General features: G+C 63.3%; 15 protein-coding genes. 5 read left to right on the top strand and 10 right to left on the bottom strand.

Annotated elements, in window-relative coordinates; translation table 11 throughout:
• Positions 1–129: 129 nt before the first annotated feature.
• A complete protein-coding gene (locus HX830_RS23465; RefSeq protein ID WP_177102916.1) occupies positions 130–621 on the bottom strand; it encodes a GNAT family N-acetyltransferase in 492 nt (163 codons plus the stop codon).
• A 260-nt stretch (positions 622–881) separates the two neighbouring features.
• Here HX830_RS23465 and HX830_RS23460 point away from each other — a divergent pair, with 260 nt between their 5' ends.
• Entirely contained in the window at positions 882–2357 is a 1476-nt protein-coding gene (locus tag HX830_RS23460; protein ID WP_218171374.1) for a basic amino acid/polyamine antiporter, read from the top strand.
• 73 nt (positions 2358–2430) lie between these two features.
• On the opposite strand, the gene HX830_RS23455 is transcribed toward HX830_RS23460, so the two are convergent.
• Both HX830_RS23455 and HX830_RS23450 read right to left on the bottom strand, forming a co-directional pair.
• Positions 2431–3318: a universal stress protein gene (locus HX830_RS23455; RefSeq protein ID WP_152736917.1), complete on the bottom strand. Its 888-nt coding sequence runs from the start codon at positions 3316–3318 to the stop codon at positions 2431–2433.
• Between the two features lie 60 nt (positions 3319–3378).
• Positions 3379–4299: a universal stress protein gene (locus tag HX830_RS23450; protein WP_177102914.1), complete on the bottom strand. Its 921-nt coding sequence runs from the start codon at positions 4297–4299 to the stop codon at positions 3379–3381.
• A gap of 281 nt (positions 4300–4580) precedes the next feature.
• Here HX830_RS23450 and HX830_RS23445 point away from each other — a divergent pair, with 281 nt between their 5' ends.
• The gene (locus tag HX830_RS23445; RefSeq protein WP_103494809.1) at positions 4581–5654 is read left to right on the top strand and encodes an NAD(P)-dependent alcohol dehydrogenase; all 1074 of its coding nucleotides are present in this window, start codon (positions 4581–4583) and stop codon (positions 5652–5654) included.
• 54 nt (positions 5655–5708) lie between these two features.
• On the opposite strand, the gene HX830_RS23440 is transcribed toward HX830_RS23445, so the two are convergent.
• Entirely contained in the window at positions 5709–6611 is a 903-nt protein-coding gene (locus HX830_RS23440; protein ID WP_152736919.1) for a universal stress protein, read from the bottom strand.
• Positions 6612–6794: 183 nt separating this feature from the next.
• On the opposite strand from HX830_RS23440, the gene fnr reads away from it, so the two are divergent.
• Together fnr and HX830_RS23430 are read left to right on the top strand one after the other, a co-directional pair.
• On the top strand, positions 6795–7550 hold the full coding sequence (gene fnr, locus HX830_RS23435; protein ID WP_103494811.1) for a fumarate/nitrate reduction transcriptional regulator Fnr: 756 nt from the start codon (positions 6795–6797) through the stop codon (positions 7548–7550).
• Positions 7551–7661: 111 nt separating this feature from the next.
• A complete protein-coding gene (locus HX830_RS23430; RefSeq protein WP_103494812.1) occupies positions 7662–8225 on the top strand; it encodes a GNAT family N-acetyltransferase in 564 nt (187 codons plus the stop codon).
• Positions 8226–8282: 57 nt separating this feature from the next.
• Here HX830_RS23430 and HX830_RS23425 read toward each other — a convergent pair whose 3' ends face one another.
• Positions 8283–9197: a universal stress protein gene (locus HX830_RS23425; RefSeq protein WP_177102912.1), complete on the bottom strand. Its 915-nt coding sequence runs from the start codon at positions 9195–9197 to the stop codon at positions 8283–8285.
• 257 nt (positions 9198–9454) lie between these two features.
• Between HX830_RS23425 and HX830_RS23420 the strand changes: the two genes are divergently transcribed.
• Positions 9455–10708 (top strand): MgtC/SapB family protein, encoded by a 1254-nt coding sequence (locus tag HX830_RS23420; RefSeq protein WP_177102910.1) that lies wholly within the window; start codon positions 9455–9457, stop codon positions 10706–10708.
• Here HX830_RS23420 and zapE read toward each other — a convergent pair.
• The 5 genes from zapE to HX830_RS23395 form a co-directional block, all read right to left on the bottom strand.
• Positions 10680–11810 (bottom strand): cell division protein ZapE, encoded by a 1131-nt coding sequence (gene zapE / locus HX830_RS23415; protein ID WP_177102908.1) that lies wholly within the window; start codon positions 11808–11810, stop codon positions 10680–10682. The two genes, HX830_RS23420 and zapE, sit on opposite strands and share 29 nt — an antisense overlap.
• A gap of 50 nt (positions 11811–11860) precedes the next feature.
• Complete coding sequence (locus tag HX830_RS23410; protein WP_177102906.1) at positions 11861–12202, bottom strand: nuclear transport factor 2 family protein; 342 nt, start codon at positions 12200–12202, stop codon at positions 11861–11863.
• A 55-nt stretch (positions 12203–12257) separates the two neighbouring features.
• A complete protein-coding gene (locus tag HX830_RS23405) occupies positions 12258–12974 on the bottom strand; it encodes a helix-turn-helix transcriptional regulator (protein WP_103494815.1) in 717 nt (238 codons plus the stop codon).
• A gap of 233 nt (positions 12975–13207) precedes the next feature.
• Positions 13208–13849, bottom strand: a complete 642-nt coding sequence (locus tag HX830_RS23400; protein ID WP_177102904.1) for a hypothetical protein — start codon at positions 13847–13849, stop codon at positions 13208–13210.
• Positions 13850–13864: 15 nt separating this feature from the next.
• On the bottom strand, positions 13865–14638 hold the full coding sequence (locus HX830_RS23395) for an OmpA family protein (RefSeq protein ID WP_177102902.1): 774 nt from the start codon (positions 14636–14638) through the stop codon (positions 13865–13867).
• Positions 14639–14679: the final 41 nt, after the last annotated feature.

Here is a 14679-nt window from a genome sequence, read left to right as displayed (position 1 = left end):
AACGAGTCGTTACCGGGTGCATCGGTTTGCCGGCCACGACTCCGGGAGGATTCAAACCTCCCGGCAGGCATCGTGTGCGGTAGATGGATAGGCCCTCTCCGGCAGAGGGCCATGGGTGGTGCAACGGGACTAGAGGGACTTGTTCCAGAACAGCATCTGGCCGTGTTCCGGATCGAGCTGCGCCCCACTGAAACCGAATTTCTTGTAGGAGGCCCGGGCCACGCCGTTGCCTTCCAGCACCTCCAGGGTGATCTTGCAGCAGCCGCGCTGACGGGCGATGTCCTCGACCTTCTGCAGCATCTTCTGGCTCAGCCCGAGGCCGCGAAACTTGCTCACCACCGAGACATCATGCACGTTCACCAGGGGTCGGCAGGCAAAGGTGGAAAAGCCTTCGAAGCAGTTCACCAGCCCGGCCGGCTCGCCGCCGACAAAGGCCAGTACGCTGAAGGCGTGGGGCCGCTTGGCCAGTTCGCCGGGCAGCTGTTGCAGCACATCCGGCGCGAGGCTCTGGCCGCCGCCCATCGGGTCTTCGGCATAGTGATTGAGCACCAGTCCAATCGCCTCGGCGTGTACCGGGTTGGTGTAACTCGCTTGCAATACCAGTATGTCTGCAACGTCCATGTCAGTCCTCGGCGAAACCATTAAAGGGAGCTCTTGCGTGTCAGGAGCCCCGATTGTAACCATGCCCGACGCGGGGAAAGGAAGAAAATTCATGCGTCGACCTCTACTGCAGGAGACCAGAACGCCTATCCATTCAAGTCTTGATAAAAATCAACAGCCCCAGGGCCCCATGCGCAGACATTCACCCTATGCGTTCAGACCGTACCGCCTTTGCTGATCGGTGCACCCGAACGTCCCGTCCCGACCCTGGAGGTGTCATCATGGCAACGCCCTTGCAACAGAGCTCATCCCCCGGCACGACCACACCCTCATTGAAACCGGCGACGCTGGCACAATCGGCGCGCCTGTCCCTGAGCCTGTTGATCGCCCTGGTAGTGGGCTCCATCATCGGTAGCGGCGCCTACAGTCTGCCGCAGAACATGGCCGCCGGTGCCGGTGCCGGCGCGATCCTGATTGGCTGGCTGGTCACCGGGGTCGGCATGCTGTCCCTGGCCCTGGTCTACCAGATGCTGTCCAACCGCAAGCCGGAACTGGACAATGGCGTCTTCGCCTACGCCAAGGCCCTGGGCGGCGACTTCGTCGGCTTCAACTCGGCCTGGGGCTACTGGATCAGCGCCTGGATCGGCAACGTCGGCTACCTGGTCATCCTGTTCGCCGCCGCCAGCTATTTTTTCCCGGCCTTCGGCGACGGTAACAACAAGGTGGCGATCATTGCCGCCTCGCTGCTGCTCTGGGCGATGCACTTCATGATCCTGCGTGGCATACGCACCGCGGCGCGGGCCAATGCCATCACCACCATCGCCAAGATCGTGCCGATCCTGGTGTTTGTCGGCTGCGCCGCGCTCGCCTTTCATCCTGACACCTTCGTTGCCGGTTTCTGGGGAGCCCCGGCCCTGGGCTCGATTCTCGACCAGGTCAAGAGCACCATGCTGGTCACCGTCTGGGTCTTTATCGGTATCGAAGGCGCCAATGTCTATTCCGCCCGGGCGGCGGAACGGGTCAACGTCGGCCGGGCCACCATCATCGGTTTTGCCATTACCTTGTTGTTGCTGATTTCGGTCTCGCTGCTGTCGCTGGGCATCCTCGGCCAGCCCGAACTGGCGGCCATGAAAAACCCCTCCACCGCCGGTGTGCTGCAAGCCATCGCCGGCCCCTGGGGCGGCATGATGATCAGCCTCGGCTTGATGGTTTCCGTGGGCGGCGCCCTGCTGGCCTGGACCCTGCTCTCGGCCGAGTCGCTGTTCAGCCCGGCCAAGGCCAGTGTGATGCCAAAGGTCCTGTCCAAGGAAAACGGCCAGGGCGTACCGGCCAATGCACTGTGGGTCACCAACGGTTGCATTCAGCTGTTCCTGATCCTCACGTTGTATGCCAATGCCACCTATCTGGCACTGATCTCCCTGGCCACCTCGATGATCCTGCTGCCCTATCTGTTCAGCGGCCTCTATGCGCTCAAGGTCAGCTGGCTGGACCGTGGCCAGGCCGGGCGCGACAGCCTCAGCGGCCGCGACCTGGCGATTTCCCTGGTGGCCAGCGTCTACTGCTTCTGGCTGTTGTACGCCGCCGGTCCCAAGTACCTGCTGCTCAGTGCCCTGCTCTACGCCCCCGGCTCGCTGATCTACCTGCTGACCCCGGGGCGCAAGCCGCTCAACGGTTTCGCCAAGGGCCTGCTGGTGCTGATCTGGCTGGCGGCGGCGGTGGCCGCCTGGATGCTCTGGCAGGGTCTGCTGAGCCTCTGACACGCTCGGCCCCGACGTTATGAAAAAGCCCCTTGCCGGTTACCGGCAAGGGGCTTTTCAGTTAACCCCGGGTTCAGTCGGGCCTGACCGTCAGTACACTGCATTCGGGAATCAGCAGGATCCGCTCGGTGGTATCGCCGATCAGCTTGCCCAGGCCCTTGGGCTGGACCGCCCCCATCACCACCACATCGATCCCATTGGCCTGCACGTAGTCGGCGATCACCCCCACCGGCATGCCCATCAGGAAATGTCGGCGCTCGGCCGGCACGCCATAGTCGTCCGCCAACCGGGTGAACGGCTCCAGCAGCGCGGCACGCAGCTCATCGATCCAGATCACGGTGACACTGGGGTCGGCCATAAGCGCCGGCGACAAGTCATAGGCATACAACAAGTGCAGTTCGGCGTCACATTGCAGCGCCAGGGCTTCGGCCTCACGGATGATCTTGCGGTTGAACTCGGTGATGCCTTCGTCCCCCGTGGAGGTGTCGACAGCCGCCACTACCCGCCGGGGCAATGCCGAGGCGATCTGGTTGACCAGGTGCACCGGCACCGGACTTTCCTGCAACAGCTGCCAATCCAGCGGGGTGGTAAAGACCCGCCTGAGCAGCGGCTCCAGGTAGACGTCCTTGATCAGCAGGTCGGGTTTGATCTCGCGGGCGTGAACCAGGATGTCGCGCAAGGGCTGGGTGGTCCACAGCGCTTCGGTGGTCAGTTGCAGGCCACTACCGCGCAAACTTTCGGTCGCCCCCTCCAGCCAGACCCGGTATTTATCCGTGTACGCCGCGCGGGCCTGTTCATCCATGCCCGATTCGATCAGGTGGATACGCGGCGGTGGCTGGACCAGCGCGGTGATGTGCAAGGCCGCGCCGCTGGCCGCCGCCAGCGCGGCGGCACGCTTGGCGGCCGGGGAATGGGGCAGGTGCTGATCGGTGATCAGCAGCAGGCGCTGGTATTGACTCATGACACACCTCCATGGGGCAGGACGTTCGGAGCGCCGGACAGCCGCTCGCTGTTCATCGATTTACTGGGCGAAATCCGGCAGTTCGACAGGCTTGATCACCAGCAGGCTGCAGGGGGGTTGATACAACAGGCTTTCGGTGGTGCTGCCCAACAGCTTGTTGAGCGAGCGGTGGGTCACGGTACCGATGACCAGCACATCAAAGACGTCCTGGCCGACAAACTCGACGATGGCCTTTCCCGGCGTGCCGACAATGAAATGCCGGTTGTCCTTGTGCAGGGCATGTTTGTCGGCCAGGTGCAGGAATTTGGCCTTGCGCTCGTCATAGCTGGGGCTGACCGAAACGGGCACCTTGCCGATGCCGATATCGGCGAGATACAGGGCCGTCCAGTCATAGACCCCGAGCAGGTGCAGCGGGCACTTGCAGTGCGTGGCGAAGCGGGCGGCCTGGTCGATGATCCGGTCGTTGAGTTCCCGCGTCGCGACGTCATCGCGCAACACATCGACGCAGGCCAGTACCTTGCGCGGTATGGGCATGCCCTGGGCGGTGACCAGGTGGATCGGCGCCCGGCTGTCACACAGCAAACGCCAGTCCAGTGGGGTGAAGAAAATCCGCTTGAGGGCCGATTCCTGATGGGCATCCTTGATCAGCAGATCCGGATGCTGCGAACGCACGTAACCGGACAAGGCACTCAGCGACGGCTGGTCCCACTTGACCTCGGTCGTCACCTCGACCCCCTCGCCGCGCATGGCCTCGGCCTCCTGTTCCAGCCATTGGCGATAGCGCTGCAGATAGGCCTCGCGAATCTCCGCCTGCCGGTCGGCGTCAAGCAGATCGAGCTGCTGCAACCCATCGAGATAGACGAAGGCCACCAGGGTCAGCGTGGCGTTCATGGCCTTGGCCAGCGCCAGGGCGCGGTCAAAGGCCGGGCTGTGGGTCATTTCGGACGGAGCAACCAGGAGCAAACGTGGACGTGAAGACAAGGGACACCTCCAGGGCACGCCCTGTCGAGCGCACCGGGTAGCGGGCGACGACTTCACGAGACAAGTATTGAAGGGGGTCACCCGAAGAGAATCGGTCATCTCCGATTCTGCGGTGCCCGGCCGGCAGGCCCTTGATTTACATCAAGTGCCGATGGTTTGCCCGCGTGCTCACCAATGATCGCCACCCGCCGGCAAGCCCGGCTTGATCTGTATCAAACCGCCGCAAGCGGGTTGTCGCAGCATGCTGTTTCAATCCGATCCTGCTCATGGAGAGTGAAATCATGGCGATGATGAAAGCGGCGGTATTTGTCGAAAAAAACCGGATCGTGCTACAGGACAAGCCGGTCCCGTCCATCGGCCCCCTGGATGCGCTGATCCGTATCACCACCACCACGATCTGCGGCACCGACGTGCATATCCTCAAGGGCGAATACCCGGTGGCGCCGGGGCTGATCATCGGCCATGAACCGGTGGGCATCATCGAGAAGCTCGGCTCGGCGGTCAGTGGTTTCCACGAGGGCCAGCGGGTCATCGCCGGCGCCATCACCCCCAGCGGTCACAGCTACGCCTGCCTGTGCGGTTGCTCGTCCCAGGATGGTCCGGACACCGCCCACGGATTCAAGGCCACCGGCGGCTGGAAGTTCGGCAACCTGATCGATGGCTGCCAGGCCGAGTACGTGCGGGTCCCCGACGCCATGGCCAACCTCAGCCCGGTGCCGGATGGCCTGAGCGACGAAGAAGTGCTGATGTGTCCGGACATCATGTCCACCGGTTTCAGCGGCGCCGAACGGGCCGGGATCCAGATCGGCGACAGCGTGGTGGTCTTCGCCCTCGGCCCCATCGGCCTGTGCGCCGTGGCCGGGGCCAAGCTCAAGGGCGCGAGCACCATCATCGGCGTCGACTCGATCAAGGCCCGCCAGGACATGGCCCGCCGCCTGGGCGCGACCCATATCGTCGACTTCACCCAGGGCGATCCGGTCGAGCAGATCATGGCCCTGACCCGCGGCCGGGGCGTCGACGCCGCCATCGAGGCCCTGGGCACCCAGACCACGTTCGAATCCGCCCTGCGGGTCCTGCGCCCGGGCGGCTGTCTTTCGAGCCTGGGGGTCTACTCCTCCGACCTGCGGATTCCGCTGGATGCCTTCAATGCCGGGCTGGGGGACAAGCAGATCATCACCACCCTCTGCCCCGGCGGCAAGGAACGCATGCGCCGGCTTATGGACGTGGTGGCCGCCGGCAGCGTCGACCTCAAGCCGCTGGTCACCCACCGCTTCAAACTGGATGATATCGAGGCGGCCTATGAGCTGTTCGCCCACCAGCGCGACGGTGTAATGAAAATCGCTATCACCCCGTGAACAACAGTGCCCGCCGGCCGGATCGCTCCGGTCGGCGGGCACCGGATTGAACGCTCAGAGCGAGTCGGTACCGAGGGTCAGCACGGAACAGGGTGGCTGCGACAGCAGCGACTCGGCAAAGCTGCCCAGCCAGGGAAAGGCATCGGCCTGGGAGCGACCGATGACCAGGGTGTCCACCTCACGTTCGCGCACAAACTCCTCCACCCGCTGGATCGCCTGCCCCAGCAGGAAATGGCGGCGGCGGCCGGGTACCTGATGCGCCCTGGCCAAGTCGTCGAAAGCCTGGCTACGCAATTTCTGCAGGGCCGCCGCGGCATCCGAATCCCACGGGTACTCCTGCATCAGCTCATAACCGGCGAGAATATCGCAGGCGTGCAGCAGTTCCAGGTCCGCGTCGCAGATCATCGCCAGTTCGCTGGCCAGGTGAATCACCTGATCGTCGCGAGTCGTCTCGCCGTCGCCGACATTCTCCAGGGCCACCGCCGCGACGAAATTCTTCGGCCGTGGCGGCGCATCGTGCCGGACCAGCATCACCGGCTTGCTGCACTGGCGCACCAGGTGCCAGTCGGTGGGACCGAGCAACGCGCATTTGAGCTGCGACTCGACCTGCAGGTCCTTGACCACCAGGTCGACCTCGATGTCCTTGACGTAGTCGCGAATAGCCGCATGGGGGTGTTGCGACCAGACCACGTCGTAGCTCACCTCCAGGCCCTGGTTGGTGAGGCTGTGGGACAGTTCGGCGAGTTTTTCACGCTTTTTGTCCAGGTAACCTTCCCGGGCCAGGGTGCCGGCGCCGTGATTGAACAGGGTCATCGCCGCGATGGACTCGACAAAGTCGAAGAGCACCAGGTGCACAGCCGCCTTGCTGGCGCGTGCCAGGGTGGCCGCGCGATGCAGGGCGGGGGTCGCCTGGCAGTGGGTATCGGTAATCAGCAGAATACGTTGATAGTCGCTCATGACGGGGGCTCCAAGGAGGAACAATGGACAATCGACCCTTTAGCTTCACCCTGCTTTTAAAACGACCGCTTGATTTATCTCAAACAACCCGCTACACCTGCTAGGCTCGTCCGACGGCCCCTGTTTTATCGGTGTTTCTACCCGAATTGGATGCCCTCTCCCTACTAATGCAGAGGAACTCCCGTGAACAATCAGGAAGCACTCAAACTCAGGCCTTCGGGCCTGAAATCAGCGTGTGCCAATTGCAGCGTGCTGGAACTGTGCCTGCCCCTGGGCTTGAACGATACCGAGGTCAAGCGCCTGGATGACCTGATCGTGCAACGCGTGAAGATCAAGAAAGGCAACACGCTCTACCGCCAGGGCGATCCGCTGCACGCCCTGTACGCGGTACGCCTGGGCTTTTTCAAGACCACCCTGACCTCGGAGGATGGCCGCGAGCAGGTCACCGGCTTTCAAATGACCGGGGAAATGCTCGGCATGGATGCCATCAGCGAAGACCGCCACGCCTGCAATGCCGTGGCCCTGGAGGACAGCGAAGTCTGCCCGATCCATTTCTCGCAGCTGGAACGCTTGTCCCGGGACCTGCCCTCCCTGCAGCACAACCTGAACAAACTGATGAGCCGGGAAATCGTCAGGGACCACAGTTTGCTGCTGATGATGGGCAATATGAACTCGGATGAGCGCCTGGCGGCGTTTTTCCTCAATCTCTCGCAACGCCTGGCCCTGCGCGGCTACTCGCCCTTCACTTTCATCCTCAGAATGCGCCGCGAAGAAATCGGCTCCTACCTGGGCCTGCGCCTGGAAACCATCAGCCGCGGCATCGCCCGGTTGCGGGAATTGAACCTGCTGGAGGTCCACGCACGGGAGGTGAAAATACTTGATGTGGGGGGGCTGAAGGCGCTGATCGCCGGTTGCGGCCACCACGGCAACCCGTTGTAACCAGGCAGTTGTGCCCGTGTTTGACTTGAATCAAGCGCGGGCACCCGCCATGGCGTAGAAACAGAACACCGATACCGGCCCACGACCGTACCTGTTCGAGGAGTTCTGATCATGCCCGACCTCAATAGCCCCATCCTGAACCTGCCCGATTTTTCCTCGGTGACAGGCGAACACTGGATCGAAAGCCTGCAGGACGGTACCCACGTCCTGATCCGGCCCTTGCGTGTCGAGGACCGTGAGCGGGAAAAGGCCTTTATCCAGCGACTGTCCCCGGAATCCCGTCACCAGCGCTTTCTCGGTGAAATCGTCGATCCCAGCCCCGTCCTGATGAACCAGTTGATGAATGTCGACACCCACAACCGCGTCGCCTACGTGGCTCTTGTCCATGACAATGGCCAACTGCGTGAAGTGGGGATCAGCCGCTATGCCGCCTCGGGTGCCGAGAATGAATGCGAGTGCGCCATTACCGTTGCCGACGACTGGCAACATCGCGGCCTGGGCACGGTCCTGATGAAACACCTGATCGAAGCCGCGCGGCGCAATCATTTCACCCGGATGTATTCCATCGACAGCGCCTCCAACGTGCACATGCGCCAACTGGCCGACACCCTGCACTTCAGCCGCGAACGCGACCCCGACGATGCGACCCAGGTCATTCATCGGCTGTCGCTGTAAAGCCTCCCGCTCCACCATGGCGCGGCCCGTTGTTCGCGGCCCGCGCCAGATTCCCCTTCAGACAAGACGTTCCGGGCTCAGGGCCAGCAGGCTGCAAGTGCTGCGATAGAGGATATTTTCCGCCGTGCTGCCGAGGATGCCGTCCAGGCCGTGGGAATGGCGGGTGCCCATCACCATCACATCCACCCCGTTGTGCTCGACGAACTGGCCGAGGGTGTCGATAACCGATCCCGTGAGGAAATGCCGCAGGTTCTTGCCGACCCCGTTGCGCTCCGCCAGGGCCTTGAACCCCTGCTGCTCATCGGCACGGCTGGCCATTTCCAGGCCCTCGGCCATCGGCAAGGTGCCCCAGCCCATCTCGTGGACATAGGACCGGGACTTGTCATGCACATGCACCAGGCTGAACGTCGCCGCGCATTGCCGGGCAAACGCCTGCCCGGTCTGGACCAGCGTGTCGTTGAAGCACTCCTCGGCCCTTTCCCTCCCCAGATCCACCGCCACCAGGACATGACGCGGCAATGGATGGCTGCAACCCGCCACCAGATGTACCGGGACCGGACAATCACGTAGCAACTGCCAGTCCAGCGGGGTGGCGAACAGTCGTTTGAGCCCCGATTCCAGGTGGACATCCTTGATCAGCAGGTCGATATTCAGATCACGGACGTACTCGATGATCGGTTGCAGCGGATGATGACGCCAGAAAATATTGCAACTCACATCCAGGCCACGGCCCCGCAGGCGATCCGTCTCATGGTGCAGCCAGCGGCGATGCAGGTCCAGGTAGCCCTCGCGGGCCTGGGTCATGGCTTTCTGGTCGAATAGCGTGGCCACATCAAGGGTCGGCACATAATCGAAGGCCAGGATATGCAAGGCGGCCCCGGCGGACAGGGCCAGCTCGGTGGCCCGCTCGAAGGCGGGGCTGCGGTTCATCTCGGCGGGAGCCAGCAAAAGAATACGATGGTAGTCGGACATGGCGCACCTCTGGGGCAACAGGTTCCCGGCCCAGGGTGGCACGACTTGCAGACCACCCGGCAAATCTCGCCTTTATCGGCGGATCGGGACATTGCGCCCATGATGAGGCGCGCCGGCCCTGCCAGCTTGATATACGTCAAGGCCGCCCCAGCGGGGACCTAACCAAAGGCTCCCTTGGGCTTCACCCGCCTTGATGCATATCAAATGCCCGACGCCCGACAGCCCTCACCCTGAGACAACACTGCGGGATGCGCACCATGGAAACCATCACTCACGCAACCAACCTGGCCTCGGCCCTGGGCCTGGGCCTGCTGGTCGGGTTCGAGCGTGAGCGCAAGAAAGGCGAGGGAGCGAACCGCCACTTCGCCGGCCTGCGGACCTTCGCCCTGACCTCCCTGCTCGGTTACGTCGGCCTGCTGCTGGGCGGCCCCATGCTGCTCAGTACCCTGACCGTGGCCCTGGCCATGCTCGCTGGCGTGGCCTACTTCAAGCGGCGCAGCCAGAACCCCGGCATGACCACCGGGGTCGCACTGCTGCTGGTCCTGCTGCTCGGGGCCTTGTGCAACAGCGAGGCAGTACTGGCGGTGGCCCTGGCGGTGATTCTGACCGTGCTGCTGAACTTCCGGCAAAGCCTGCACCGGTTTGCCCTGAACCAGCTGAGCGAAACCGAAGTCAAGGATGGGCTGATCCTGGCCACCGCCGCACTGGTAATCATGCCCCTGGTGCCCGACGCCTTTATCGGTCCCTATCAGGCCATCAACCCCCGCTCGATCTGCCTGCTGACAGTGCTGATCATGGGGGTCAGCGCCCTGGGGCATATCGCCATCCGGGTCCTGGGCGTCCGGAACGGGTTGAGCCTGGCCGGATTCGCCTCCGGCTTCGTCTCAAGCGTCGCAACCATCGCCGCCATGGGCAACCGCGCCCGCCAGCAACCCGGGCTCCTGCCACAGGCCGCCAGTGCCGCGATCCTGTCGAACCTGGCGACGCTGATCCTCCTCGGCCTGGTGCTCGGCGCCATCAGCCCTGCGACCCTGGTCCAGCTCAGCCTGCCGCTCATGCTGGGCGGCGCGGTGGCCGCGTCCTACGCACTGCGGCTGATGAAACGCCCTCCCGCGGACACGAGCCCGCCGATCAATATCGGCCATGCCTTCAACCTCAAATTGACGCTGATGGTGGCCGCCGGCATCTCGAGCCTGTTTCTCGTGACCAGCGCCATGCAGGCCCGATTTGGCCTCTCCGGATTGTTTACCGCGTCGATACTGGGCGGCCTGGCCGATGCCCATGCGACTTCGGCGTCGGTGGCCGCCCTGGTCAAAGCCGGCCAACTGTCGGCCGAGAACGCACGCTTGCCGATTCTGGCGATTCTCGCCAGCAATACCCTGTCCAAGTGTGTCATGGCCTGGTCCAGCGGCGGCGGCGCCTTCGCCCGCCGGGTGGTGCCGGCGCTATTACTGATCCTGCTGGCCTTGGCGGCCGGCGCTTTTATTCAGGGCAGGCTGATACCGGGGTGAAGCGCTGCAACTGCATCTCGCGCAAACGACTGAGGGTGCGGCGAAACGGGAATGCCAGGTAGCCTTCGGTGTACAACGCCTCCAACGGCACCTGAGCGGCGATGTACAGCGGCACCTTGCGGTCGTAACACTCGTCCACCAGGGCGATAAAGCGCCGGACGCTATCGTCATGGACCGACAGCTGCGGTAACTCACGGTCACCGGCATCGACGCGGCGCGCCGCGTCTTCGGTGCCGCGGGCGATCCGCCCGGGACGCTGGCGGGCACTGAGGTTGGGCACCTCACTCAAGAAAATCGCCGTGTAACGATCACACAGCGCCATGAAATCCATGGCCGCCAGGGGCTGCTCGCACAGCTCGGCATAGCGGCACCAGAGCACCGTCGGCGAGGCCCGCACCACCGCCAGGGTCCGATAACCCATGGCGACCGGTTCAGCGGACAGCGGCTGCCCGGCGGTCAGCACCTTGAACGCTTCGACCAGCCCCGCCGACTGCCCCTCGAGGTCGACCCAGTAACGCTGCACGCCGGCCCCCGGATGCAGGCGGTGGTCCTCGCCGCCGTCGACATCCACCACCTCCATATGCTGCTCGATGGCGGCAATCGCCGGCAGGAAACGCTCGCGATTGAAGCCATCGGCATAGAGCTGTCGCGGTGGCTGGTTGGAGGTGGCAACGATCACCACGCCCTCGTCGAACATCACCTGGAACAGCCGTCCGAGGATGATCGCGTCGCCGATATCGCTGACGAACAGCTCATCGAAGCACAGCACGCGGACCTCCCCGGCCAGCTCACGGGCCAGGGCCCGCAGCGGGTCGGCGATACCGCTGAGCTGGAACGAGCGCTGGTGGACCCAGCCCATGAAGTGATGGAAATGCTGGCGCCGCGACGGCACGCGCAAGGTCTGGTGGAATTGATCCATCAGCCAGGTCTTGCCGCGCCCGACCGGCCCCCAGAGGTAAACGCCCTTGGGCACCAGGCCCTGGTGCAGCGCCTCGTGGCAGCGCTGCAAGGCCTGCACCGCCTGCCATTGGGCCTGGTCGTGGAGAAAGCCGCGCTGCTCGACGGCAGCGCGGTAGGCACTCAGGGGAGAATCGGCAGTCATGGCGTCGGGCAGGCTCGCAACCGGGAAGCCGTGCAGTATGCCAGCTTGTCCTAGAGGGAAATATCCAACCGCGCGATCTTGCCCTGCTCATTGAGCCGGAACACGTAGCGCAGCTCCACCGAGCCGCCGGGAAACGTCCCCGAGACCAGCTGCTTGACCAGCACCTTGCCGGTGCGTTGCGCGACGTCGAGGACCTCGACCCGGGGTTGGTATTTACGCGCCGTCTCATCCATCCATTGGGCGATGGAGAGGGTGCCGACGCGATGATGGCCTTCATCGAAGACGTTCGCGTCTTCGGCGAAGAAACTCGCCACCGCCGAACTGTCGCGGGCATTGGCAGCGCTGATATAGGCCTCGATGGCCGGGGCGAGCACCGAAGTTTGAGTGGTCATGCTGTTCACAGCTCCTTGCTGGTAGAAGGTGGAGCCATCCTAGAACAGGGCTCCGTCAGTTCTTGTCAGGAGTGAAGCGCTCGTGTTCGTCCTGGTCGAACAGCTTGCGCCATTGCCTTAGCAGGTCGCTGCGCCGGCCCGGATAACGCTCGCCCTGCTCCCGGGCCGTGGCGATGCGGTCGGTGCGAAAGGTCCGGAAGGCCTGGCGCAACTCACACCAGGCGACCACCACCCGCGCCTCGTTCATAAAGCCCAGGGCCAGGGGCCAGATCAGCCGCTGGCTGGGCACCCTGTTCACATCGGCGTAGTCGATATGCAACTTGGCCTGGTCACGGATGGCCTGACGAAACACATTCAACGGCACCGCATTGTCCGGGTAGCCATAACCCCGCGGCCCCGGCAGCAGGGTCGGATTGCGCAGGGCCTCCTGGGCGGCCGGCGCCAGCACCGCGGCGATCTTGGCCAGGGCATCGGAAGCGGCCTTGCTCAACACCTCGTCACCCCGTTGATCGACATATTGCAGGCCGAGGACGATGGCCTCGGTTTCATCGGCATTGAGCATCAGCGGTGGCAGGAACAAACCGCTGCGCAGGACGTAGCCGACGCCCGCCTCGCCCTGGATCGGCGCACCGAGGGCGGTGAGTTCGGCAATATCGCGATAGACCGTGCGCTCGGAAATCTCCAGCTCGCAGGCCAGGGCCGCAGCGGTGGCCGGGCGGCTTTTGGCGCGCAATACCTGGAGCAAGGTGAGTAAACGCGAAGTGCGGGACACGGTGGACGACCTCTGGCCGGATCAAGGGCCGCAGCTTAGCAGAGCCCCCTGTCAGAAATTGTCAGTAGCGCAGCGGCCTGGATGAAGTCGGCGCGCTGGCATTGCAGAGCAAGGCCAGATACCCGAATTTTGAAGCGAAAACAGTCTTGCAGCGAACGGGCTTGCCCGCTCGCCACAAGACCGCGTTCGCCCCTCAAGTGTTCTTAAGCACCGGGCGACCGGGTATCGGAGCCTCAATCTTCAGACGTATCGACTTCACCCAGTCTCACCCGCTTGGCAAACTCGGTCTCGATACCTTGCGCCAGTATCCGCGCCTGACCTCGCCAATCCTCGCGCTCGACCCGTCCCGGAAAGCTGAAGTAATGCTCGATCCAGTGCACCTGCGGCTCCGTCCACTGGGCAATCTGGGAAAACCGGTAAATGCCCAGCTCGTGCAGCACGGCTTCATTTTTATGGCCTACCCCGGAAATCAACTTCAGGTTATCGAGGGGGCCGGTGGGTTGCTCCATGACCAGCGGACGACTGCCCACCCCGGCGGCATCGGTGGCCGCTGCCCGGGTTCCAGGCTGCGAGCCCGTGGTGCTGATGGCGGCATCGGCCGCCAGCATCGAGCGAATCCAGGCGCTGAGCCAGCAACCGACCAGGTAAGCGGCAAACAGCAGCAAGGCCGTTTCCAGCCACAAGCCGGCGCGCCCCGGTAACAACTTGAGCACGGCGACCACTATGCCGATGGCAAAGAGCCATAACGCCCCATGCAACCAACCGGCGACCCAACGGACATGACGTTCGGTCTGAGTGACAATCCAGCCCACCAGCAAACCGAGAATCCCGGCCACCAACATCCAGCCCCAATACTGTTCAAGTAAATAACTCATGATGGTTGCTCCTGGTTATTTAGCGTCAGTCGGGGCGGGCACAGGGTTGTCATCCGTTACCTTTATTTCTATCCGACGATTTTGTGCCTGGCCTTCCGGCGTATCGTTGGACGCCACCGGATCAGCCTCGCCAAATCCCGCAGCCTTCAGATGTTCCCGGGTCACGCCATGTTCGGCCAGATAACTGACCACGGCGTCGGCCCGGCGCTTGGACAGTCCCAGGTTGAAGGCGGCGTTGCCGGTATTGTCGGTGTAGCCATCGACTTCAAACTGCTCGTCGGGACACTGTTTGGCCGTGGCCACCAGTGCATCCAGCGCCGTTTGCGAAGCCGGTGACAAGATGTCCTGGGCGGTGTCGAACAGCACTTTGTATTGATTCAGGGCCGCATCGAACTGTTGCTCGCAGGCCTTGGCATCAATAACGCCGGCCGAACTCGGTGGATTGGCCTGGGACTCATCGACAACAGGCGGCGTCGGTGCCACCGGCGCGGGAGGGACAACTTCGGGAGGAGTGCCGATCTCACTATCGGCCGGTTTCACCGGCTGGTCGGCCAGGGTACCGACAACCTGTCTGACACCATACGTCTGATCCGCCGCGTTGCGGTTTTGTGATGTTGCATTGGGCAGGGTCACGTCACGTCCGGCGACAACAATGGGAGCGCTATCGGTTGCACTCCCCACGCGGGTCTGCAAATCCTGTTCGACTTCAGGCGTTGTTATCCAAAGAGCGGCCAACCACAGCAAAGCGAGTAACGGCAAACCCCACCACCAGTTTTTCGAGCGAGCCATTTGTCTTCTCCTTAACGTAGAAAAACTAACGGACTGCGAAA

This window comes from Pseudomonas gingeri, assembly GCF_013385425.1.
Classification (GTDB): Bacteria; Pseudomonadota; Gammaproteobacteria; order Pseudomonadales; family Pseudomonadaceae; genus Aquipseudomonas; species Aquipseudomonas gingeri_D.
This window is presented reverse-complemented; position numbering and strand designations above follow the sequence as displayed.

What these genes read in the sequence shown, in the direction of transcription:
- HX830_RS23465 (WP_177102916.1), bottom strand. Translation starts at nt 621, where the DNA reads ATGGACGTTGCAGACATACTGGTATTGCAAGCGAGTTACACCAACCCG.
- HX830_RS23460 (WP_218171374.1), top strand. Translation starts at nt 882, where the DNA reads ATGGCAACGCCCTTGCAACAGAGCTCATCCCCCGGCACGACCACACCC.
- HX830_RS23455 (WP_152736917.1), bottom strand. Translation starts at nt 3,318, where the DNA reads ATGAGTCAATACCAGCGCCTGCTGCTGATCACCGATCAGCACCTGCCC.
- HX830_RS23445 (WP_103494809.1), top strand. Translation starts at nt 4,581, where the DNA reads ATGGCGATGATGAAAGCGGCGGTATTTGTCGAAAAAAACCGGATCGTG.
- HX830_RS23440 (WP_152736919.1), bottom strand. Translation starts at nt 6,611, where the DNA reads ATGAGCGACTATCAACGTATTCTGCTGATTACCGATACCCACTGCCAG.
- HX830_RS23430 (WP_103494812.1), top strand. Translation starts at nt 7,662, where the DNA reads ATGCCCGACCTCAATAGCCCCATCCTGAACCTGCCCGATTTTTCCTCG.
- HX830_RS23425 (WP_177102912.1), bottom strand. Translation starts at nt 9,197, where the DNA reads ATGTCCGACTACCATCGTATTCTTTTGCTGGCTCCCGCCGAGATGAAC.
- HX830_RS23420 (WP_177102910.1), top strand. Translation starts at nt 9,455, where the DNA reads ATGGAAACCATCACTCACGCAACCAACCTGGCCTCGGCCCTGGGCCTG.
- zapE (WP_177102908.1), bottom strand. Translation starts at nt 11,810, where the DNA reads ATGACTGCCGATTCTCCCCTGAGTGCCTACCGCGCTGCCGTCGAGCAG.
- HX830_RS23410 (WP_177102906.1), bottom strand. Translation starts at nt 12,202, where the DNA reads ATGACCACTCAAACTTCGGTGCTCGCCCCGGCCATCGAGGCCTATATC.
- HX830_RS23400 (WP_177102904.1), bottom strand. Translation starts at nt 13,849, where the DNA reads ATGAGTTATTTACTTGAACAGTATTGGGGCTGGATGTTGGTGGCCGGG.
- HX830_RS23395 (WP_177102902.1), bottom strand. Translation starts at nt 14,638, where the DNA reads ATGGCTCGCTCGAAAAACTGGTGGTGGGGTTTGCCGTTACTCGCTTTG.